The organism is Amycolatopsis sp. NPDC033938, assembly GCF_055575975.1.
This window is the reverse complement of record NZ_JBVIRO010000014.1, coordinates 201,290-220,821: the sequence shown is the minus strand read 5'-3', so window position 1 is coordinate 220,821 and position 19,532 is coordinate 201,290. Positions and strand designations below refer to the sequence as shown.

Sequence of the window (19,532 nt, the reverse complement as noted above, 5' to 3'; positions counted from 1 at the left end):
CCCCGGATGCGGCGAAAATCAGCCTTTGACGCTGCCGGCGGTGAGCCCGGCGAGAATGTGCCGCTGGAACGCCAGGAACAGCGCCACCATCGGCACACTGGCCAGCACCATGCCCGCGACCAGCACGTTCAACGGCATGTCGATGGCCACCCGCTGCAACATCACCGACAGTGTCTGCTTCTCGGTGTCCGGGAACACCAGCAGCGGCCAGATGAAGTCCTTCCACGCGGCCACCACCGCGAGGATCGAGACCACGGCGAGAATCGGCCGCGAGATGGGCAGGATGATGCGCCACAGCGTGCGCACCGGTCCGGCGCCGTCGAGCAGCGCGGCTTCGAGCAGCTCGTCCGGGATCTGGTCGAAGAACCGTTTCAGCAGATAGATGTTGAAGGCGTTGGCGGCGGCGGGCAGCCAGATCGCCGCCGGTGAGTTGATCAGGTTGAGGTGCAGCAGCGGGAGATCGGTGATCGTCACGTACGTCGGCACCAGCAGCGCCGCCGCGGGCAGCATCAGCGTCGCGAGCATGAGTGCCAGCACGACATTGCCGAACTTCGGGCGCAGCTTCGACAACGCGAAGGCCGCCGGGACGTCGATGGCCAGCTGGACGAGCCAGGCGCCTCCGGCGACGATGATCGTGTTGAGGAAGTACTTGCCGAGGCTGAGCTGGTTCCAGGCGTCGGCGAAGGTCTCCGGATGCCACTCGTTCGGAATGAACGTCGCCGGCGTCTGGGCCAGTTCCTGCGGCGACTTCATCGCACCCGTCACCACCCAGTACAGCGGGAACAGGAACGCGAGAACGAACAGCAGCAGCGTGCAGGTGAAGACGACGGCGTAACCGATCTTGCCGCCGGGGCTGCGGAGCGTGCTGGGGGAGACGAGCGTCCTCATGATTGATCCGCCTTCCGGGTCAGGCGCACATACAGCGCGGAGAACACCCCGAGCGCGACGAACAGCAACAGGCTCAACGCGCTGGCCGAGCCGAAGTCGTTGTAGACGAAGGCATAGCGATACAGCAGCAGGAGCACGGTCACCGTCGAATCGTCCGGTCCGCCACCGGTCATCACGTACGGCTCGGTGAACACCTGCATGGTCGCGACGATCTGCAGCAGCAGGAGCACCAGCAGCACGAACCGGGTCTGCGGCAGGGTCACGTGGATCAGGCGTTTCCACAGTCCGGCGCCGTCGAGTTCCGCGGCTTCGTAGAGCTCGCCGGGGATCGTGCCGAGCGCGGCGAGGTAGATCAGCGTGGTGCTGCCCATGTTCGCCCACGTGGACACGAACACCAGCGACAGCATCGAAGTGTCGCTGGAGTCGAGCCATTGCCCGCTGGGCAGGCCGACTGCGCCGAGCGCGGAGTTGAACAGACCGGCACCCGGGTCGTAGAACCATTTCCACATCAGCGCGGTGACCACCGGCGGGAGCATCACCGGCAGGTAGACCGCCAGCCGGAAGAACGCCTTGGCGTGCCGCAGTTCGTTGAGCAGCACCGCGGTCAGGAACGGCACGAGGAACCCGAACACCAGGGCGAGCCCGGTGAACAGCAGGGTGTTGCGCCAGGCCACGCCGAACAGCGGGTCTTCGAACAGGCGGGTGAAGTTGTCGAAGCCGACCCACGTGGCCGGATTGACGAAGTCGACCTGCTGGAAGCTCATCAGTACCCCGCGCACGATCGGGTACCACGAGAACAGCGCGAACACCACGAGCGCGGCGCAGAGCAGGCCGTACGCGGTGAGGTTATTTGACCTGTGCGAGGACACCGTTGACCTTCGACTCGGCCGACGACAGCTGCTGATCGATATTCGCGTTGCGATCGGTGAGCACCGCCTGCATCACACTGTCGAGAATGGCGTAGACCTGCTGCGCGTTCGGCGGTTCGATGCGGCCCTTGACCCGGGAACCGGCGTCCACATAGGACTGGTAGTTCTCGGCGGGGACGTTGGCGTGCTTGGCTTTGATCGCGAGCTGCTGGTCACGCACGGCGCCTTGCCAGACGTCCGGGGTCGGCTCGGCGGGCAGCCCGACCGGCTGCTTGCCGTCGACGTACTGCTGGACGTGCTTCTCGAACCGCTCCGGGTTGAGGTACTTCCAGCGGACCCATTCCAGGCCCGCCTTGACCTTCTCCGGCGAGGCCTTGGGGTTGATCATGTAGCCCTCGCCGCCGAGCAGCGTGCCCTGCCCGCCCGGCATCCCGGCGACGCCGTAGTCCTCGTACTTGCCGTTGAACTGCTTCACCAGCACCGGGACGTTGTCCGGGGCGGCCATGTACATGCCGAGCCGGCCGGCGCCCATCATGCGCTGGACGTCCTGGGCTTCGAGCAACTGCTTGCCGCCCATGGTGTCGTCGTCCCAGCGCATGGCGCGCAGCTGGTTCAGCGCGGCCTTGGCCTTGTCGTTGTTGAAGGCGGCGACCCAGTTGTCGCCGTCCTTGCGGGCGACCTCGCTGCCCATGGAGTAGAGCCAGCCGGTCAGGTGCCAGCCACCCTGGTTGTTCTTGCTGTAGTCGGCGTATCCGACGGTTCCGTCGCCCAGCGCGGCGATCTTCTTCGCGGCTTCGCGGACCTCGTCCCAGGTTCGCGGCGGTTTGTTCGGGTCGAGCCCGGCCTTCTGGAACAGCGGGCGGCTGTAGAGCAGGCCCATGCTGTAGTTCATCGTCGGCAGGCCGTAGAGCTTGCCGCTGGAGTCGCGGAAGTTGTCCAGCAGCTCCGGCTTGATGTCGTTGATGTTCTTCAGGTCCTTCGCCGCTTCGGTGATGTCGGCGGCCTGACGGCGCGCGATGATCTGCGCCGGGTCGGTGAAGTAGACGTAGTAGACGTCTTCGAGCTGACCGCCGGCGAGTTTGGCGGAGAAGGTCTTCGGGTCCATGAACCCTTCGTGCGGCTCGATGTCGATGTCGGGGTGGCTCTCCTCGAACTCCTTGACGTCGGCGTCGAACACGCCGCGTTCGAACGGCTGGCTGGTCGGCGGCTGACCGGTGACGGTGATCTTGACCTTGCCCGCGGTTCCGGCGCCTTCACCGGAACCGGAACCGCAGGCGGCCGCCCCCAGGGCGAGCCCGCCCGCCAGGAGCAGGCAGAACATCCGGCGGCGCACTGTCGGGGACCAGGTGCTGCTCATCTCAAGCCTCATCTCGCCGATCGCGACGGCTGTCACGTGATTGCGGTCACTCTAAAGTGAAGAAGCAGATTTCCGCAATAACTGGATGAGAACTTGCAACTTATCGACAGTCGCGACCGAGGCTGCAAGCGCGTGAAGGCCCCCTTCACTCGGCTCAGCCGAGTGAAGGGGGCCTTCACGCGATGCGGTGCGGTTACCGGCGGGCGGTGGAGCCCCGGACGACGAGTTCGGGGGCGAACAACAGTTCCTCGGCGGCGACTTCTCCGCCGTTTATGCGTTTGACCAGCAGTTCGACCACAGCGCGGCCCATCGCCTCGATCGGCTGGCGGGTCGTGGTCAGTGGCGGATCGGTGCAGTTCATCAGCGCGGAATCGTCGTAGCCGACCACCGAGACGTCTTCGGGTACCGACAGTCCCTGCCGCCGGGCCGCGCGGATGGCGCCCAGTGCCAGCAGGTCGCTCGCGCACAGGACGGCGGTGGCGCCGCGTGGGTACAGCCGGGCCGCGGCCGCGTGGCCGCCTTCGATGGAGAACATGCCGTGCTCGACGAGTTCGTCCAGGACCGGAAGGCCGAGTTTCCCTGCGTAGGCGCGGAAAGCTTCGAGTTTGCGCTGGGACGGCACGTGGTCGGTGGGGCCGAGGACCAAGCCGATCTTCTCGTGCCCGAGCGAGCTCAGATGCCCGACGGCCTGCTCGACGGCGACCGCGTCGTCGCACGAGATCTGGGGCAGCCCGAGGTGCTCCACGGCGGCGTTGATCAGCACCGTCGGCAGGCGGCGTTCGGCGAGATGGTGGTAATGGGAGTGCACCGCGTCGGACTGGGCGTACAGCCCGCCGGCGAACACCACGCCGGAAACCTGCTGCTGCAGCAACAGGTCGACGTACTCCGCTTCGGACACCCCGCCCGCGGTGCGGGTGCACAGCACCGGGGTGAAACCCTGCTGGGCGAGGGCGTTGCCCATGATCTCGGCCAGCGCGGGGAAGATGGGGTTCTGGAGTTCGGGAAGGACCAGCCCGACCAGCCGGGCACGATCCCCGCGCAACTGGGTTGGCCGTTCGTAACCCATCACGTCCAGCGCGGTGAGGACGGCGGCCCGGGTGTTCGCGGAGACCCCGGACCGGCCGTTGAGCACCCGGCTGACCGTGGCTTCGCTGACCCCGACCTTGCGGGCTACTTCGGCAAGACGACGCGTCATGAGTGAAACTTTACCGCAAGTAAGCGCAAAAACTAGACATTCTTGATCGGTGCGGTGCTGGGTTCTTTCCCGACGCGGAAGTCACGCGAAGACGGGACGAACGCGGCGACCGCAGGCGCGGCGAAGCAGATGACGGCGCAGGCCGCCAGCACCGGCCCCGCGCCGAACTCATCGATCGCGGGCGCGATGAACGCCAGCCCGGCAGGCGCCAGGCCGTAGGAGAACAAGAAGTCCAAAGAGGACACGCGGGCGAGCTTGCCCGGCTCGACCTCCCGCTGGGTCGCGGTGAACCACGGGACGTTGAACAGTTCGATGCCCAGCCCGGCGACGGCGTACGCGGCGATGACGAAGGCCGGATGCACCGGGAACAGCAGGCTCAGCGGCGCGAAGCCGTAGCAGCCGAGTCCGATCAGCGCGGCCCAGCCTTGGCGTCGCGGCCGCCAGCGCGCGATGACGACGGCGCCCACGAGCGCGCCGAGGGTGTACGCGGTCAGTCCGCCCGCCAGGACGGCTTCGCTGTCGTAGCGGTCACGGCTGACCAAGGGCAGTACGACGCCGGTGGCGGAGTAGCCGGTGGCGATCACGGCGGTCAACGCGCCGAGTCCGGCGAGGAACCACGGGTGACGGCGAGCTTCGCGGAGCCCGTCGGCGAAATCGCCGAAGAAGCGGGTTTTGGTGGCGGCCGGGGCCGGGGTGAAGGTGCCGCGGGGCGGGATCAGTGCCACGCCCAGCCACAGCACGCCGGTGCCGATGACGAGGACCGGCGTCGAGGCGACGACGGCGAGCAGCGCGGTGAGGCCGGGCGCGACCAGCGTCGTGACCCGCACCGCCAGTGTCATCGCGGCGTTGGCCTGCTGACGCCGGTCCTCGGCGATCACTTCGGCGGTCAGCGCCTGGAACGCCGGACGGCACGCGCCCTGGCCGATCCCGACGAGGGCGGCCGCGACGGCCATCAGCGGGACGGACCTGCCCATGCCGATCGTGATCAGGGGAGTGGCGAGAGCCGCGAGGAGGCCCGCCCACAGGACGACCTGACGGCGGGAGTGCCGGTCGGCGAGGACGCCTGCCACCGGTACGGCCACGAGGAATCCCACGGTACGGGCGGCCAGCACGATGCCGAGGTCGACGGCGGAAAGCGAGCGTTCGAGCACCGCCAGCCCGAGGATGAACGGCAGTGCCCAGGTCGCCAGCCCGGATGCGGTGTTGCCGGTCCAGAGCCGGGCGAAGGACAGGGTGCGGAGCATGCCGGAAGAATGGCCCCGGCGTCTTCGATAGGCGACAGCGGGCCGGGTCACGCTCTACTCTCCCTTCCGTGCGCATGCTGACCCCGACCCCAGGCCCGGCACGGCGCCTCCGGGGCGGGGCCGTGGGCGTGCTGACCGGCACTCTCGCGACCGCTGCCCACCTGAGCGCCAACGGGCGCGTCCCCGACCTGGGCGTGGTCGTGCTGCTCGTCGCCCTGCTGAGCTGGGTGGCGTACGCGTTCGCGGGGCGGCGGCGCGGTCCGCTCGCCATCCTCTGCCTGGTGGCCGGCGGGCAACTGGCGATGCACGCCTCCCTCACCTTCCTGGCGTGGGAATCGCACTCCCGGCATACCGGAACCCCCGACAGCGGTCTTCTCATGACGGCCGGGCACGCCGTCGCGACCCTCGTGGTGGTCACGGTGCTGGCCGGTGCCGAGCGCGCGCTGTTCGCGCTCACCGCGCTGATCGCTTCGGTCCTTCCGCGCCGCTTGGCGCCGCGGCCCGCGACGGCGCCGCTGCGGCTCCACGTCCCGGTCGCGGTGCAATACCCCGCGACCGAGGCGCTCCTGCGAGACGTGCTTTCGCGGCGCGGCCCGCCGGTGTCGTTCGCCTGATCCCCGAAACCCTGCCGAGACCCGTGTCCCGGCAGGGCTCAGCACGCGCGCCGTGACCACTCCGGCGCGTGGTGCGGGCGCATGCCACCCCACCGACGCCTCAGGAGTTCCCCCATGGCAACACAGACCGAACCGACCACCAGTCCACCGCGCGTATCCGCCTGGCGCGGGCTGTTCCTCCGGCTCCACTTCTACGCCGGCGTCCTCGTCGGACCGTTCGTGCTCATCGCAGCGCTCACCGGTGTCCTGTACGCCGCGACTCCCCAGATGGAGTCCTGGATCTACGCCGACCAGCTGCGGGCACCCGTCGGGCTGAACCAGGCCTCGCTCGCCGACCAGGTCAAGGCGGCGCAGGCGGCCCACCCCGGCGGTGACCTGGTCGCCGTCCGTCCCGCGCCCGAGCCGGGCGACACGACCCGGGTGCTGTTCGCCGAGGAGGGGCTCGGCGAGTCCGAACGGCGAGCGGTCTTCGTCGACCCCGCCACCGCTCAGGTTCGCGGCGATCTCGTCGCATACGGCACGAGTGGCGCCCTGCCGTTCAGGACCGTCCTCGACCAGCTGCACCGCAACCTGCTGCTCGGCGAACCGGGACGGCTCTACAGCGAACTCGCGGCGTCTTGGCTGTGGGTGGTCGCCTTGGGCGGCCTCGTGTTGTGGGTGAGCCGTCGCCGCGCCCGCCGGAACGAGAAGGCGGAGAAGGCCGCGAAGACCGAGTCCGCCCGGGGGAAGTCGGTACGCAGGCACGGGACGATCGGACTGTGGGTTCTGCTGGGCGCGGTGTTCCTGTCCGCGACGGGCCTGACGTGGTCGGCGTACGCGGGCGAGAACGTCTCGGCCCTGCGTGAATCCCTCGGCTGGGCCACCCCCGCCTTGAAGGTGACGGGTACCGACGAGCACGCCGGGCACGCGGGTCACGGCGACGCTCCGGCCGCGCCGTCACCCGCCCGTCCCGAAAGCGTGGACGCGGTGCTGGCCTCGGCCCGGGCCGCCGGGATCGACGCGGCCTCCGTGGAGATCGGGCTGCCCGCCAAACCCGGATCTCCTTGGCAGGTGGCGGAAATCGAGCGCAGCTGGCCGACACAGGTCGACGCCGTCGCGGTCGACGGGACCACCGGGCAGGTCCTTGGCGAGGTCCGGTTCGACGACTACCCGCTGATGGCGAAGTTCGCCCGCTGGGGGATCGACGCGCATATGGGCGTGCTTTTCGGCTGGCCCAACCAGCTCGCGCTGCTCCTGCTCGGCGCCGGTCTGGTCACGCTGGTCGTGCTCGGCTACCGGATGTGGTGGCACCGCAGGCCGACCCGCGCCACCGGCCTGGCGTTCGGGCGCCCCATCCCGCGCGGGCAGTGGCGCAAGGCGCCGCCCGTCCTCGTGGTGGGACTCGTCGTCCTCGCCGCGGCGATCGGCTGGTTCGTGCCGCTGTTCGGGATCAGCCTGCTGGTGTTCCTGGTGGTCGATCTGCTGCTGGGCCTGCGATCCCGGGCGAAACCGGAGTCCGCCGACGTCACCGTGTGACCTCGGCGCCGGTGAGGCCGACGCTCGCCGCCCACAACCGGGCGGCGAGCTCGGTGTCGGCCAGCCGCCCGCGAACCGGTTCCCGCCGGGGCTCACCACGCAGGCCGAACACGCGGGGACCGAACATCTCGCCGCCGCGCACGTCCGGGTCGAGCACGGCGCGGACAGCAGGCCAAGCACCGGCTTCCTTACCCTGCAGGAGAAGCCCGGCGGGGAACTTCCGGCCGTCCGGCGTCGGGTGCACCGGCCTCGGCGGGGTCAGGGAGTCGAGCGCGCCGCCCGGGTGGTCGACGACGCTCAGCACCGTGCTCCCGGCCGCGCGCAGCCGCCGGTCGAGTTCGAAGGCGAACAGCATCTGCGCCTGTTTGGAGCGCGCGTAGGTGCGCTTGGGCTGGTAGTCCCGTTCGCTCTGGAGATCGTCCAGGTCGAGTTCCGCGGACTTGCCCACGAAGCTGCCCGTGGTGACGACGCGACCGGCCCGCGCCGCTTCGAGCAACGGCATCAGCCGGTGCACCAGCACGAAATGGCCGAGATGATTGGTCGCGAACGTCAGTTCGTGACCCTCGGCCGTCTCGTGCCTCGGCTGGTTCTCCAGCAGCACGCCCGCGTTGCAGACGACGGCGTCGAGCCGGTCGAGGCCCAGAGTGTCCACAGCGGACTCGATGGACGCGAGGTCGGAAAGATCGAGCCGCAGGTGCCCGAGCTTCGCGTCCGGGACGCGGGACCGGATCGACGCCATCGCGGCGTCGGCCTTGGCGGCGTCCCGGCTGCCGAGGAGCACGGTGGCGCCGGTCCCGGCCAGTTGTTCGGCGACGAAGTAGCCGATACCCGCGTTGCCGCCGGTGACCAGGAAGGTCTTGCCTTCGGCGCGAGGCGGGCGGTGGACGTCCCAGTGCTGCATGATGGCTCCCGGTTCAAAGTCGAAGTCACTTCGAATATACACACGTTCCGTTTTCGGAGTTACTTCGATGTCAGGTATCGTGATCACATGGGACGGACCGAGCCGGGCAGACGTGAGCGCAAGAAGGCGGCCACCCGCCAGGCCCTGTCGGGGGCGGCGCGCGAGCTGTTCCTGGAGCGGGGCTTCGACAACGTCACCGTCGCGGAGATCGCGGACGCCGCGGACACGGCGGTGTCCACGCTGTTCGCGCACTTTCCCGGTGGCAAGGAAGCGCTGATCCTCGGCCACGGGCAAGAACGCGAGGAGGCGCTGGCCGCCGCGGTGCGAAACCGCGCCGAGGGCGTGTCGATCCTGCAGGCGCTGCGGGACTTCCTCGCGACTCGAGGTCCCTTCGATCCGGCTCCCGATCCGCTGTCGCGCCGGGTCGCGGAGCTGGTGATCGCCACCCCGGCGCTGCGCGCCTACGCCAGGACGCTCTGGACGGGCTGCGAGGACGCGCTCACGAGAGTCATCGCCGAGCAGACCGGCGAGGACGACTTTTCCGTGCGGCTGCTGGCCCGCTATGTCCTGGAGATCCCGGATCTGGCGGGTACGGAACCCGATCCCGCCGCCGCGCTGGACGCCGCTTTCACCTTCCTGCGCCGGGGCTGGCCGGGGTTCTGAGCGGCTAGCCTGGGGAAATGAAGGGTCTGCTGCTGCGGTTGTCCGCGGTCGACGCCGACGCGGAAGCCGCGGTCCGGGTCATCGCCTATTTCGACGAACTCGTGGCGCGGCAGGCCCGCCTCACCGATCTGGTGCGCGCCACCGCGGCACTCGCGGACTGTGTGGCCGGGATGAGCCGGGACGGCCTGCCCGCACCGCTGCGGTTCACGCCGGACGGCGAGCCCTCACCCGACGAGGTGACCGAGTCGGCGACGGCCGATCTCGGTGAGCCGTCGGGAAAGGTCTGGCTGGAGCGAACTGGAGCGCCGGGACCGCTCGACGACCTCGTGCTGGAGCGGTTCGCGATGGCCGCCCGCGTCCTCGGTCGTGCCGAACCCGGTGGGACCACCCCGCATCTGGCGGATCCCGCGCTGGTCGAGTTGCTGTTGGGGGAGCGGGCCGGTGAAGAGGACCGCGCCCGAGCGCTGCGGCTGCTCGGCCTGTCCCCCGACCGGCCGGTGCGGGTGCTGGCCGTGGGAACCGAGGACGGCCGCGATCCCGGCGCGGCGGCGGTCGGTCTCCTGGCACGCGGCGGGTCGCTGCCGAGGTTGCCCGTCTCGACGGTGGGGGAGGTGGCCGCGGTGCTGCTGCAACCACGCGACGACTCGCTCGTCGGCTCACTGCGGTCCGCGCTCGCGGATCGGGCGAAGGAACGCGACACCACCGGCGGGGTGCGGGTCGGCGTCGGCGACGCCGTGCCGGGGCTCGAAGCGCGCCGCTCCTGGCTGCAGGCACGGCTGGCGGAACGGTTCGCCGTCCCCGCGGTGGAGCCGGTCGTGGTGCACGGCGAGCTGGGTTCGCTCACCCTGTTCGCCGAGGTGCCGCCGGCGCGGTTGCGGGCACAGGACGACGTCCTGGCGCTGGACGCGCTCGCCGCGACACCGACCGGGGCCGCCGACGTCGAGGCGCTGGAAGCCTTCTGCCGCACCGGATCGCTGCGGCAGGCGGCGGTCGCGCTGCACCGGCACCACAGTTCGGTGGCGGCGCGGCTCGCCCACGTCGAGGACGCGCTGGGCTGGCGGCTGGACGAACCGGGCGATCGCTTCCGCGCGCGTCTCGCCCTGCTCGCCCGCCGCCTCGCGCAGCGCGGCTAGACCTCTAGACCTCGAGAGCGCGACCGAGCACGGTGATCGCTTCGGTCACCTCGCGTTTGCTCACGGCGGCGTACTCCACCACCGACGAACCGTGGAAGGTGCCCGGGAACAGGTGGAGTTCGGTGGTGACACCGGAGGCGAGAAGGGCCTGGGCGTAGGCGATTCCTTCGTCGCGCAGCGGATCGAACTCCATCACCGAGACGTACGCGGGCGGAAGGCGGCTCAGGTCCACCGCCCTGGCGGGTGCCGCGTAAACGGGTACGTCCGGGCCGCCGCGCACCCCTTCGCCGAGGTAGGCGTCCCAGCTGAGCTCCGCCCTCGGCCGGTTCCACAGTGGAGTGTCGACGAACGCCCGCATACTCGGCGTCTCCAGCCGGTCGTCGATCTCCGGCACCCCGAGGTACTGGAACTTGATCGCCGGGCCGCCCCGGTCGCGGGCCAAGAGCGCGAGCGCCGCGCACAGTCCGCCGCCGGCGCTGATGCCGTGGATCGCGATCCGAGCGGGGTCGGCGCCGAGCTCCGCCGCGTTCTTCGCGACCCAGGTGAGCGCCGCGTAGCAGTCTTCGAGTGCCGCCGGGTACGGCGCTTCCGGAGCGAGCCGGTAGTCGACCGACACCACGATGACGCCGAGTTCGCGGGCGAAGCGGACGTTGCTCGCGTGGTCGATCTCGAGGTCACCGACGACGAACCCGCCACCGTGGACGTCGAAGATCGCGGCAGGGACGGTGATCCGGTCCGGCGTGTAGATCCGCACCTTGACCTCAGGCGCGCCTTCGGGGCCGGGCACCCATTCCTCGCGGACGGTGACACCGGTTTCGTCCACGTCGCCCTGTCGCTCCGCGAGCACGGCTTTCATCTGTTGGCGGGTGGCGGGCAGGTCGGTGAGGTCCAGGTGGGGCAACATCGGGACGGCCGGGGCGATCTCCGGGTCGTACGCGTAGGTCATCGGTGGCACTCCTGACGTGGCATGGCGGGACTGCCACCGATTGTGGCCAGCGTGCCCCGGCGGTTTCATCCGCCACGCGTCGCGGAGGCGGGTTCTTTCACCCGCCGAACGTGCGCCGCGCCGAGATCCTCCGTCGGGACGCCGTGGGTCTCTCGTGCGGTGAGCGCGGCCGTCGCGCTGAGCAGGCAGACCGCGGCGGTGAAGACGGCGACGCCGAGCCAGTCGTCTTTCCCGGAGCCGATCGCGGCCACCACACTCGGGGCGAATCCGGCGATGGCGAACCCGATCTGGGTGCCGATCGCCATTCCCGAAAGGCGGACCTTGGCGCTGAACATCTCGCCGTAGAACGACGGCCACACGCCGTTGACGGCACTGTAGGCCACCCCGAACAGCAGGACGCCGAGAGCGAAGATCACCGGATACGAACCACCCGAGATCGACCACAGATACGGGAAGATCAGGACGGCGCAGGCGAGACAGCCCGCGATGAACACCGGTTTGCGGCCGATCCGGTCGGAAAGCCCGGCGAGCAGAGGGATCGCGAGCAACGCGACGACGTTGGCCAGCACGCCGACCCAGAGGATCGGCCCGCGGGCCAGCCCGATCGTGTTGACCGCGTAGCTCAGCGCGTAGACGGTGAAGATCGTGCTGACGGAGGCGATCGTGGCCGCGGCGATGACGCGGAGCACGTCCTTCCAGTGTGTGCGGAACAGCACGGCGACCGGCAGTTTGACGACCTCGGCCCGGTTCTGCTCGAACACCGGGGTTTCGTCGATCTTGCGGCGGATCACGAAGCCGACGACCACCACGACGGCACTGCACCAGAAGGGGATCCGCCAGCCCCAGGTGAGCAACTGGTCCTGGGGGAGCGCGGCGATCGGCAGGAAGACGGCGGTGGCGAGGATCTGGCCCGCCTGCGTGCCGCTGAGGGTGAAGCTCGTGTAGTAGCCACGCCGGTGCGGCGGCGCGTGCTCCAACGACATCGAGTTGGCGCCCGCCTGCTCGCCCGCGGCCGAAAGTCCTTGCAGCAGACGGAGAACCACGAGCAGGATCGGTGCGAGCACGCCGATGGAGGCATACGTCGGCAGGCACCCGACGAGGAACGTCGTGGCGCCCATCAGCAACAGCGTGAAGACGAGAACCTTCTTGCGGCCGAGGCGGTCGCCGACGTGCCCGAGCACGAACGCGCCGACCGGGCGGGCGAGGTACCCGACGCCGAAGGTCGCCAATGCGAGCAGCGTTCCGGTGGCGGGGGAGGAGGCCGGGAAGAAGACCTTGTTGAACACCAGCGCCGCCGCTGTGCCGTAGATGAAGAAGTCGTAGTACTCCAGCGCGCTGCCGATCCAGGCGGCTGACGCTGCCTTGCGGGGCATGCCTTGCGTGACAGGGGAAGGAGGGGCCACGTCGACGCTCCAAGGTGCGATCCAGCAATGTACGATCTAGTTAGTTAATGCAGCCTGCGAGACAGTGCCCCGGTTGTCAAGAGCCGGTTTTTCAGGCCGTCAGGTACTCGATCACCAGGTCGCCCAGCATCAGGCGATAGTGGGCGCGGCGTTTCGGATCGAGCATGTCGCGGCCGAAGATCGCGGAGAAGGTGTGCCGGTTCGCGAGGCGGAAGACGCAGAACGAGCTGATCACCATGTGCACGTCGAGCGCGTCGACGTCGTCGCGGAACCGGCCTGCCTCACGGCCGCGGCCGAGGATGCGGGTGAGCACGTCGAGCGCGGGATTCGCCATGCCCGACAAGGCTTCCGACCGAGCGATGTGCTCGCCGTGGTGGATGTTCTCGATGCTCACGAGCCGGATGAAATCCGGGTTCGCCTCGTGGTGGTCGAAGGTGAGCTCGGCCAGCTGGCGGATCGCGTCCTCGGGTTCGAGATGCTCGACGTCCAGGTCCTGTTCGAGGGCGCGGATGGTGGCGTACGCCCGTTCGAGCGCGGCGACGTAGAGCTGCTCCTTGCCGCCGAAGTAGTAGTAGATCATCCGCTTCGTGGTGCTCGTGCGGGCGGCGATCTCGTCCACCCTCGCGCCGGCGTAACCCTTGTCGGCGAACTCCCTGGTGGCCACCGCGAGGATTTCGGCGCGGGTGCGTTCCTTGTCGCGCTGACGCTCGACCTCGGACGACGGTGCGGCCACCTGACTCCCTCCGAACCGCTGGTGGAGGCCTCACTCTAGCGCAGCCCTTCTCGTGCGGGCCGGTTCGAGCTACAGTGAACTCACTAGTTCGTACATTAATTTTCGGAGGTGGTGGTGACCGGTTACCTCATCGGCCTGGTCGGTACCGGCATCGGGCCGTCGCTGAGCCCGGCGCTGCACGAGCGGGAAGCCGACGAACTCGGGCTGCGTTATCTCTACCGGCGGCTCGACCTCGACGTGCTGGGAACGCCGATCGGCGAGGTGCTGGCCGCCGTGCGGACCGCGGGTTTCGACGGGCTCAACATCACGCATCCGGTGAAGCAGCGGGTGTTGCCGTATCTCGACGAAATCGCGCCCGACGCCGCCGCGCTCGGCGCGGTGAACACGGTGGTGTTCCGCGAAGGGCTGGCGACCGGGCACAACACCGACTCGACCGGCTTCGCCCGCAATCTCACCCGGGGCCTGCCCGACGCCGACCTGGACACGGTCGTCCTGCTGGGCGCGGGCGGGGCCGGAGCCGCCGTCGCCCACGCACTGCTTTCCCTCGGGACCGGACGGCTCATCGTCCACGACGTCGACGCCGGCCGAGCGGACATCCTCGTGGCCGGGCTGCGGAGGCGCTTCGGCGAGGACCGGGCCCGTACCGGTTCGCTGGACGACCTCCGGACGGCCGACGGGCTCGTCCACGCCACGCCGACCGGGATGGCCGCGTATCCGGGGTCGCCCGTTCCCGCCGAGTCGCTGCGGCAGGGGATGTGGGTGGCCGACATCGTGTACCGCCCGCTGGAGACCGCGCTGCTGAAGCAGGCGCGGGAGCGCGGCTGCCGGATCCTGCACGGCGGCGGGATGGTGGTCTTTCAAGCGGCCGATTCGTTCCGGTTGTTCACCGGCGCGGAGCCGGACGCCGACCGGATGCTCCGGCATTTCGAAGCGCTGGAAGGGGTGACCGCGCATGCCCGGTGACACCGCCATCGCGACCGTGTGCCTGTCCGGGACGCTCGAGGACAAGCTGGCGGCGGCCGCCGCGGCCGGGTTCGGCGGCGTCGAGATCTTCGAGAACGACCTGATCGCCTCACGGCGGTCACCGTCGGAGATCCGCCGGCTCTGCGCCGATCTCGGTCTCACGATCGACCTCTACCAGCCGTTCCGCGATTTCGAGGCCGTACCGCCGGACGTGCTCCAGTTGAATCTCCGCCGCGCGCGACGGAAGTTCGACCTCATGGCCGAACTCGGGACGGACACCGTCCTGGTCTGCTCGTCGGTCTCGCCGGACGCCGTCGACGACGACGACCTCGCCGCTGCGCAACTGCATGAGCTGGCGGCGATGGCCGGAGAACGCGGAATCCGGGTCGCCTACGAAGCCCTCGCCTGGGGCCGGTTCGTGAACACCTACGAGCACGCGTGGCGCGTCGTCCGGCGGGCCGATCATGCGGCTCTGGGTGTCTGCCTCGACAGTTTCCATATCCTGTCTCGGCGCAGTGATCCCCGGGCGATCCGGACGATCCCGGGGGAGAAGATCTTCTTCCTGCAGTTGGCCGACGCGCCGCTTCTGGACATGGACGTGCTGCACTGGAGCAGGCATCACCGGCTCTTCCCGGGGCAGGGTGCGTTCGACCTGACCGCGTTCACCGCTCACGTGCTGGCCGCGGGGTATCGGGGACCGCTGTCGCTGGAGGTCTTCAACGACGTCTTCCGCCAGGCGGACCCGCGTCCGGCCGCCGTCGACGCCATGCGCTCGCTGGTGGCGTTACGTGAATCCGTCGGCGCACTGGAGGTTCCTCCGGCACCGAGGCTCGACGGCCACGCTTTCGCGGAGCTCTCCGTGCCCGCCGATTCGGGGGAGGTGCTGGCGGCGCTCGGTTTCGTCCACGCCGGAACGCATCGCTCGAAGCCGGTCCAGCTGTGGCAGCAGGGTTCCGCGAGGGTGCTGGTGAACGAGACCACCGTGGACGGCGCGATCAGCGCTCTCGGGCTGACGAGCAGCGATCCCGCCGCCTCGGCGCGGCGTGCCGAGACGTTGCTCGCGCCCGTGCTGCCGCGGGAGCAAGGGCCGGACGAGGCGGACCTGTCCGCCGTCGCCGCGCCGGACGGGACCGAGATCTTCTTCTGTGGCAACAATGACTGGCTTCACGATTTCGTTCTTTCCGGAGCGACCTCGGCGGGGATGGGGATCACCGGCATCGACCACGTCGCCTTGACCCAACCCTTCGATCACTTCGACGAGGCGACGCTGTTCTACCGTTCGGTGCTGGGTTTGCGGCCCGAACCCGGCTCGGAGTTCGCGGCGCCGTTCGGACTGGTGCGCAGCCGTGCGGTCGGCGATCAAGACGTCCGCCTGACACTGGACAGTGCTTTGGTGCGGCGAGGAGAGTGGGCGCCGGGAGTACCTTCGCCGCAGCACATCGCCTTCGCGTGCGAAGACGCCTTCGCGGCCGCGCGTGCCATGCGCGAAGCCGGTGCGCCGCTGCTTTCGATTCCCGGGAACTACTACGACGATCTCGACGCGCGGTTCGAGCTGCCGTTCGCTTCGGAACTGCGGGAGAACTCGGTGCTGTACGACCGTGACGAGCACGGTGAGTACCTGCACTTCTTCACCGAACTCGTCGGGACCCGGGTGTTCTTCGAGGTGGCGCAACGGGTCGGCGGGTATCGGGGGTACGGCGTGGTGAACACGCCGGTGTACATGACCGCGCATCGGGAGCGACGGCTGAGCCTGGCCCGGTGAGCCATCGCCGTGTTCGCCGGGTTTCCGTTTTTGTCGGTGCTCGGTTGTAGCGTCTTTCACGTGCCTGATTTCAAAGCCGCCGTTGTCGCGGCAGTACGGGAAATGACCGATCCGAATCTTCTGGAGGAGATCAATACCGCGATAAGTTCCTTGGGCGACAAGGATTCCCTGCGTGTCGCGCAGGAGGTCGGTGTCGCGCTCGCACGTCTGGAAGCCGTGCGGTACCGGGCGCTGTCGCGATTGAGCGAGTTGCGTGGTGGCGCGCGGAGCGTCGTGCAGGAGGTGGCGCTGGAATTGTCCCTTGTGGACGGTTTCGCGGGATCGCTTGTCGCGACGGGGGTGGCGTTGACGTCACGGTTGCCGCGGACATTGTCGTTGATGGACCGCGGGAAAGTGAGCGGCTTCAATGCGCAGAAGGTCGCCGAAGCGACGGCCTGGCTGTCCGATGAGGACGCTTTGATCGCGGACGCGGTTCTGGAGAAACGGATACCGGACAAGGACAGTACGCAGGTCCGCAAAGCCGCGGGCTACGCGGCGACGAAGGCTGATCGATCCGGTGCCGACAGGCAGGCTGCCGCACGCCGCAAAGGACGTCGCCTGTCCGTGGCGCACGGTGAGGCCGGAGTCGCCTCGATCGAAGTCGTGCACGGCCCGGTGGAGAAGGTCACCGCCGCCTACCAGCGGATCAACCAGGAAGCCCGGGCGCTGCGGAAGCAGGGCGACACGAGGACGTTGGACCAGCTTCGCGCGGATGTCGCCCTGGATCTGCTCCTCGGCGGGAACGGCGGCGCCTCCGAGCGGACGGAAGTGTTCCTGTACATGGACCTCAACACGTATCTGGGTTTGAACAACGACCCGGTGAAGATGGCCGGGCACGGTTACCTTCCGGCCGAACTGGGTCGTCACATCGCCACCGGACCGAACACCGTGCTGCGGCGCATCATCACCGACCCGCTCAGCGGACAGGTCCAAGACCTCGGCCGGACCCGGTATCGCCCGGACGCGGCGACAGCGGAGTTCGTCCGGGTGCGGGATCGCGAATGCCGAAGACCCGGCTGCGATCGGGCCGCGCACACCTGCGAACTCGACCACGCGATCCCGTGGCAGTTCCAGGGCGAAACGAACGTGGCCGATCTGGTCACCTACTGTCGTCGGGATCACCGGCTCAAGGACGAACCCGGCTGGATCTACCAGCTCGAGCCCGACGGGACCTTGAAGATCACCACCCCGACCGGAGGGGTCCACGTCAGCGAACCGCCGCCGTTGCACGATCCACGGCCGGAGCCGCCGCCAGTTTGAGGTGCTGCCGGGGTGTTGCCGCTGAACGGCGACGGCGCGTGCATTCCAGTAACCCGAGCCGCTCAGAACCCGATGGGCAGCCCCGCGTAGTTCTCCGCCAGCCCCGCCCTGCCCGCCTCGCTCCGCGCGAGCCATCGCAACTGCGAAAGCTGCAGCTGCCGGTCGAACGGATCCCCTGACTGGTGCAGCATCGTCGTCATCCACCACGAGAAGTGCGTACACCGCCAAACCCGGCGCAGCGCGGTTTCGGAGTAGGCGTCGGCGAGCGCGGAATCCTTGTCCCGCACCAAAGCGGCAAGTGCGGGGGCGAGGAGGGCGACGTCGGCGACGGCGAGGTTGAGGCCCTTGGCGCCGGTCGGCGGCACGATATGGGCGGCGTCCCCGGCGAGGAAGAGCCTGCCGCGGCGCATCGGTTGCTGCACGAAACTGCGCATGGGCAGCACGCTCTTGTCGGTGATCGGCCCGGACGTGAGCGTCCAGCCGTGCTGGCCGTGGCCGAGCCGGGTCGCGAGCGCGTCCCAGATCCGGTCGTCGGACCAGGTGCCGATGTCGGTTCCGTTGGGCACCTGCAGATACAGCCGGCTGACGGTGGCCGAACGCATCGAATGCATGGCGAAACCGTCCGGATGCCAGGCGTAGATGAGCTCATCGGTCGAGGGGGCGACGTCGGCGAGGACGCCGAGCCACGAGTAGGGGTAGGTGCGTTCCCAGGTCTGCTTCGCGGCGTCGGGGATCGCGGCGCGGCAGGGGCCGAAGGAGCCGTCGCAGCCGACGACGACGTCGGCGTCCAGCCGCTGCGAAGTTCCGTCCGGGGCGGTGAAGGTGACGTAGGGGCTGTCGGTCTCGATGTCGTGTACGGCGGTGTCGCTGACCTCGTAGTGGATCCGCTGTCCGGCCGCCGCACGCGCCTTGCCGAGATCCTTGGTCACCTCGGTCTGCCCGTACACCGTCACGCTGCGCCCGACCAGGTCCACGAAGTCGAGGTGGTGCCGCTCTTCCGGCCATTGCAGGTAGATGCCGCGATGCTCGTCGCCTTCGCGGTCGAGCCGTTCGGCGAGCCCGGCCTGGCGAAGAAGATCCACCGTGGACTGTTCGAGGATGCCTGCCCGGATCCGCGCCTCGACGTACTCGCGCGAGCGGGTCTCCACGATCACCGATTCGACTCCCGCCAGATCGAGCAGATGCGACAGGAGGAGTCCGGCGGGGCCGGCGCCGACGATGGCGACTGGGATTCGCATGACAGGAGTTTGGTCGCACGGTGGGCGAAGTTCTAGTGATCAATTCCACTCAGTGAAAGGCTCCGGCCGATGCCGGCGGCCGCCACCTGGAGTGCGGAGATCAGCCGCGCCCGGCCACGGCTCAGATCCGGGACGACCAGGCCGAGCGCCGCGACGACCTCGCCCGTCGCGGAGGGCCGGATCGGGACGGCGACCGAACAGGCACCTTGGCTCATCTCTTCGACGGTTTGGGCGTAGCCCTCGCGACGGACGCGCCGTAACTGTTCGCGCAACCGGCCGGGCTGCGTGATGGTGGACGGCGTGACGCGGGTCAGTGCTTCGAGCACCTGGCGCTGGACGTCTTCCGGGGCCCAGGCCAGCAGCACTTTCCCGACGCCGGTGGCGTGCAGCGGCAAGCGGCCGCCGATCCGGCTGACCACCGGGACGGACGCGTTCCCGGAAAGCCGGTCGAGGTAGAGCACCTGGCCGCCGTCGCGTTCGGCGAGGTGCACGGTGGCGCCGGTCGCGCCGTAGAGATCCTGCAGGAACGGGGCGGCGACCTGCCGCAGTTCGAAGTGGACGGGGGCGAGCAGGCCGAGATCCCAGATCCGCCTGCCGACGGCGTAGCGGTCTTCGCGTCGCTCCAGCGCGCCCAAACCCACGAGTTCGCGGGCGAGGCGGTGTGCCGTGGGCAGTGGCAGGGCGGCGCGCCTCGCGAGTTCGGTCAGCGACAGCGCGCGATGGTCGACGTCGAAGGCGCCGAGCAGGGCGAACACCCGTGACGTGACGCTCGCTCCCGGCGAGGAAAGGTTCCCGGACACCTCGTCATC

At 69.2% G+C, this 19,532-nt stretch carries 18 protein-coding genes; 7 read left to right on the top strand and 11 right to left on the bottom strand.

Annotated features, from left to right (window positions below; translation table 11 throughout):
* Positions 1-18: 18 nt before the first annotated feature.
* The 5 genes from ACZ5ZX_RS30075 to ACZ5ZX_RS30055 form a co-directional block, all read right to left on the bottom strand.
* A complete protein-coding gene (locus ACZ5ZX_RS30075; protein WP_465505343.1) occupies positions 19-888 on the bottom strand; it encodes a carbohydrate ABC transporter permease in 870 nt (289 codons plus the stop codon).
* Positions 885-1,757, bottom strand: coding sequence for a carbohydrate ABC transporter permease (locus tag ACZ5ZX_RS30070; RefSeq protein WP_465505342.1), 873 nt, complete (start codon positions 1,755-1,757; stop codon positions 885-887). The genes ACZ5ZX_RS30075 and ACZ5ZX_RS30070 overlap by 4 nt, the downstream gene beginning before the upstream one ends.
* A complete protein-coding gene (locus ACZ5ZX_RS30065; RefSeq protein ID WP_465505341.1) occupies positions 1,735-3,114 on the bottom strand; it encodes an ABC transporter substrate-binding protein in 1,380 nt (459 codons plus the stop codon). Before ACZ5ZX_RS30065 ends, ACZ5ZX_RS30070 begins: the two co-directional genes overlap by 23 nt.
* Before the next feature lie 193 nt (positions 3,115-3,307).
* The gene (locus ACZ5ZX_RS30060; RefSeq protein ID WP_465505340.1) at positions 3,308-4,309 is read right to left on the bottom strand and encodes a LacI family DNA-binding transcriptional regulator; all 1,002 of its coding nucleotides are present in this window, start codon (positions 4,307-4,309) and stop codon (positions 3,308-3,310) included.
* A 32-nt stretch (positions 4,310-4,341) separates the two neighbouring features.
* The gene (locus ACZ5ZX_RS30055) at positions 4,342-5,553 is read right to left on the bottom strand and encodes an MFS transporter (RefSeq protein ID WP_465505339.1); all 1,212 of its coding nucleotides are present in this window, start codon (positions 5,551-5,553) and stop codon (positions 4,342-4,344) included.
* A 74-nt stretch (positions 5,554-5,627) separates the two neighbouring features.
* Between ACZ5ZX_RS30055 and ACZ5ZX_RS30050 the strand changes: the two genes are divergently transcribed.
* Both ACZ5ZX_RS30050 and ACZ5ZX_RS30045 read left to right on the top strand, forming a co-directional pair.
* Positions 5,628-6,167: a hypothetical protein gene (locus ACZ5ZX_RS30050; protein WP_465505372.1), complete on the top strand. Its 540-nt coding sequence runs from the start codon at positions 5,628-5,630 to the stop codon at positions 6,165-6,167.
* A 114-nt stretch (positions 6,168-6,281) separates the two neighbouring features.
* Positions 6,282-7,682, top strand: a complete 1,401-nt coding sequence (locus ACZ5ZX_RS30045; protein WP_465505338.1) for a PepSY-associated TM helix domain-containing protein — start codon at positions 6,282-6,284, stop codon at positions 7,680-7,682.
* Here ACZ5ZX_RS30045 and ACZ5ZX_RS30040 read toward each other — a convergent pair.
* On the bottom strand, positions 7,672-8,583 hold the full coding sequence (locus ACZ5ZX_RS30040) for an SDR family NAD(P)-dependent oxidoreductase (RefSeq protein ID WP_465505337.1): 912 nt from the start codon (positions 8,581-8,583) through the stop codon (positions 7,672-7,674). The two genes, ACZ5ZX_RS30045 and ACZ5ZX_RS30040, sit on opposite strands and share 11 nt — an antisense overlap.
* A gap of 87 nt (positions 8,584-8,670) precedes the next feature.
* On the opposite strand from ACZ5ZX_RS30040, the gene ACZ5ZX_RS30035 reads away from it, so the two are divergent.
* Positions 8,671-9,246 (top strand): TetR/AcrR family transcriptional regulator, encoded by a 576-nt coding sequence (locus ACZ5ZX_RS30035; RefSeq protein WP_465505336.1) that lies wholly within the window; start codon positions 8,671-8,673, stop codon positions 9,244-9,246.
* 17 nt (positions 9,247-9,263) lie between these two features.
* On the top strand, positions 9,264-10,379 hold the full coding sequence (locus ACZ5ZX_RS30030; RefSeq protein WP_465505335.1) for a PucR family transcriptional regulator: 1,116 nt from the start codon (positions 9,264-9,266) through the stop codon (positions 10,377-10,379).
* A 4-nt stretch (positions 10,380-10,383) separates the two neighbouring features.
* On the opposite strand, the gene ACZ5ZX_RS30025 is transcribed toward ACZ5ZX_RS30030, so the two are convergent.
* The 3 genes from ACZ5ZX_RS30025 to ACZ5ZX_RS30015 form a co-directional block, all read right to left on the bottom strand.
* The gene (locus tag ACZ5ZX_RS30025) at positions 10,384-11,325 is read right to left on the bottom strand and encodes an alpha/beta hydrolase (RefSeq protein ID WP_465505334.1); all 942 of its coding nucleotides are present in this window, start codon (positions 11,323-11,325) and stop codon (positions 10,384-10,386) included.
* Positions 11,326-11,390: 65 nt separating this feature from the next.
* Positions 11,391-12,698 (bottom strand): MFS transporter, encoded by a 1,308-nt coding sequence (locus tag ACZ5ZX_RS30020; protein WP_465505333.1) that lies wholly within the window; start codon positions 12,696-12,698, stop codon positions 11,391-11,393.
* A gap of 121 nt (positions 12,699-12,819) precedes the next feature.
* On the bottom strand, positions 12,820-13,461 hold the full coding sequence (locus tag ACZ5ZX_RS30015; protein ID WP_465505332.1) for a TetR/AcrR family transcriptional regulator: 642 nt from the start codon (positions 13,459-13,461) through the stop codon (positions 12,820-12,822).
* Positions 13,462-13,575: 114 nt separating this feature from the next.
* Between ACZ5ZX_RS30015 and ACZ5ZX_RS30010 the strand changes: the two genes are divergently transcribed.
* From ACZ5ZX_RS30010 to ACZ5ZX_RS30000, 3 genes are all read left to right on the top strand, one after another.
* Positions 13,576-14,424 carry a shikimate dehydrogenase gene (locus ACZ5ZX_RS30010; RefSeq protein WP_465505331.1) on the top strand — a complete coding sequence of 283 codons (849 nt, stop codon included), beginning with the start codon at positions 13,576-13,578 and terminating at the stop codon, positions 14,422-14,424.
* Entirely contained in the window at positions 14,414-16,186 is a 1,773-nt protein-coding gene (locus ACZ5ZX_RS30005; RefSeq protein WP_465505330.1) for a bifunctional sugar phosphate isomerase/epimerase/4-hydroxyphenylpyruvate dioxygenase family protein, read from the top strand. Before ACZ5ZX_RS30010 ends, ACZ5ZX_RS30005 begins: the two co-directional genes overlap by 11 nt.
* 102 nt (positions 16,187-16,288) lie before the next feature.
* Positions 16,289-17,485 (top strand): HNH endonuclease signature motif containing protein, encoded by a 1,197-nt coding sequence (locus ACZ5ZX_RS30000; protein WP_465505371.1) that lies wholly within the window; start codon positions 16,289-16,291, stop codon positions 17,483-17,485.
* A 62-nt stretch (positions 17,486-17,547) separates the two neighbouring features.
* On the opposite strand, the gene ACZ5ZX_RS29995 is transcribed toward ACZ5ZX_RS30000, so the two are convergent.
* The gene (locus tag ACZ5ZX_RS29995; RefSeq protein ID WP_465505329.1) at positions 17,548-18,723 is read right to left on the bottom strand and encodes a 4-hydroxybenzoate 3-monooxygenase; all 1,176 of its coding nucleotides are present in this window, start codon (positions 18,721-18,723) and stop codon (positions 17,548-17,550) included.
* Between the two features lie 32 nt (positions 18,724-18,755).
* Entirely contained in the window at positions 18,756-19,523 is a 768-nt protein-coding gene (locus ACZ5ZX_RS29990) for an IclR family transcriptional regulator (RefSeq protein WP_465505328.1), read from the bottom strand.
* Positions 19,524-19,532: the final 9 nt, after the last annotated feature.

Bases quoted from the DNA above. Each gene is read 5' to 3' on its own strand.
- ACZ5ZX_RS30025 (WP_465505334.1), bottom strand. From the start codon at position 11,325: ATGACCTACGCGTACGACCCGGAGATCGCCCCGGCCGTCCCGATGTTG.
- ACZ5ZX_RS30000 (WP_465505371.1), top strand. From the start codon at position 16,289: ATGACCGATCCGAATCTTCTGGAGGAGATCAATACCGCGATAAGTTCC.
- ACZ5ZX_RS30065 (WP_465505341.1), bottom strand. From the start codon at position 3,114: ATGAGCAGCACCTGGTCCCCGACAGTGCGCCGCCGGATGTTCTGCCTG.
- ACZ5ZX_RS30030 (WP_465505335.1), top strand. From the start codon at position 9,264: ATGAAGGGTCTGCTGCTGCGGTTGTCCGCGGTCGACGCCGACGCGGAA.
- ACZ5ZX_RS30020 (WP_465505333.1), bottom strand. From the start codon at position 12,698: ATGCCCCGCAAGGCAGCGTCAGCCGCCTGGATCGGCAGCGCGCTGGAG.
- ACZ5ZX_RS30050 (WP_465505372.1), top strand. From the start codon at position 5,628: ATGCTGACCCCGACCCCAGGCCCGGCACGGCGCCTCCGGGGCGGGGCC.
- ACZ5ZX_RS30045 (WP_465505338.1), top strand. From the start codon at position 6,282: ATGGCAACACAGACCGAACCGACCACCAGTCCACCGCGCGTATCCGCC.
- ACZ5ZX_RS30075 (WP_465505343.1), bottom strand. From the start codon at position 888: ATGAGGACGCTCGTCTCCCCCAGCACGCTCCGCAGCCCCGGCGGCAAG.
- ACZ5ZX_RS30035 (WP_465505336.1), top strand. From the start codon at position 8,671: ATGGGACGGACCGAGCCGGGCAGACGTGAGCGCAAGAAGGCGGCCACC.
- ACZ5ZX_RS30005 (WP_465505330.1), top strand. From the start codon at position 14,414: ATGCCCGGTGACACCGCCATCGCGACCGTGTGCCTGTCCGGGACGCTC.
- ACZ5ZX_RS30055 (WP_465505339.1), bottom strand. From the start codon at position 5,553: ATGCTCCGCACCCTGTCCTTCGCCCGGCTCTGGACCGGCAACACCGCA.
- ACZ5ZX_RS30060 (WP_465505340.1), bottom strand. From the start codon at position 4,309: ATGACGCGTCGTCTTGCCGAAGTAGCCCGCAAGGTCGGGGTCAGCGAA.
- ACZ5ZX_RS30040 (WP_465505337.1), bottom strand. From the start codon at position 8,583: ATGCAGCACTGGGACGTCCACCGCCCGCCTCGCGCCGAAGGCAAGACC.
- ACZ5ZX_RS29995 (WP_465505329.1), bottom strand. From the start codon at position 18,723: ATGCGAATCCCAGTCGCCATCGTCGGCGCCGGCCCCGCCGGACTCCTC.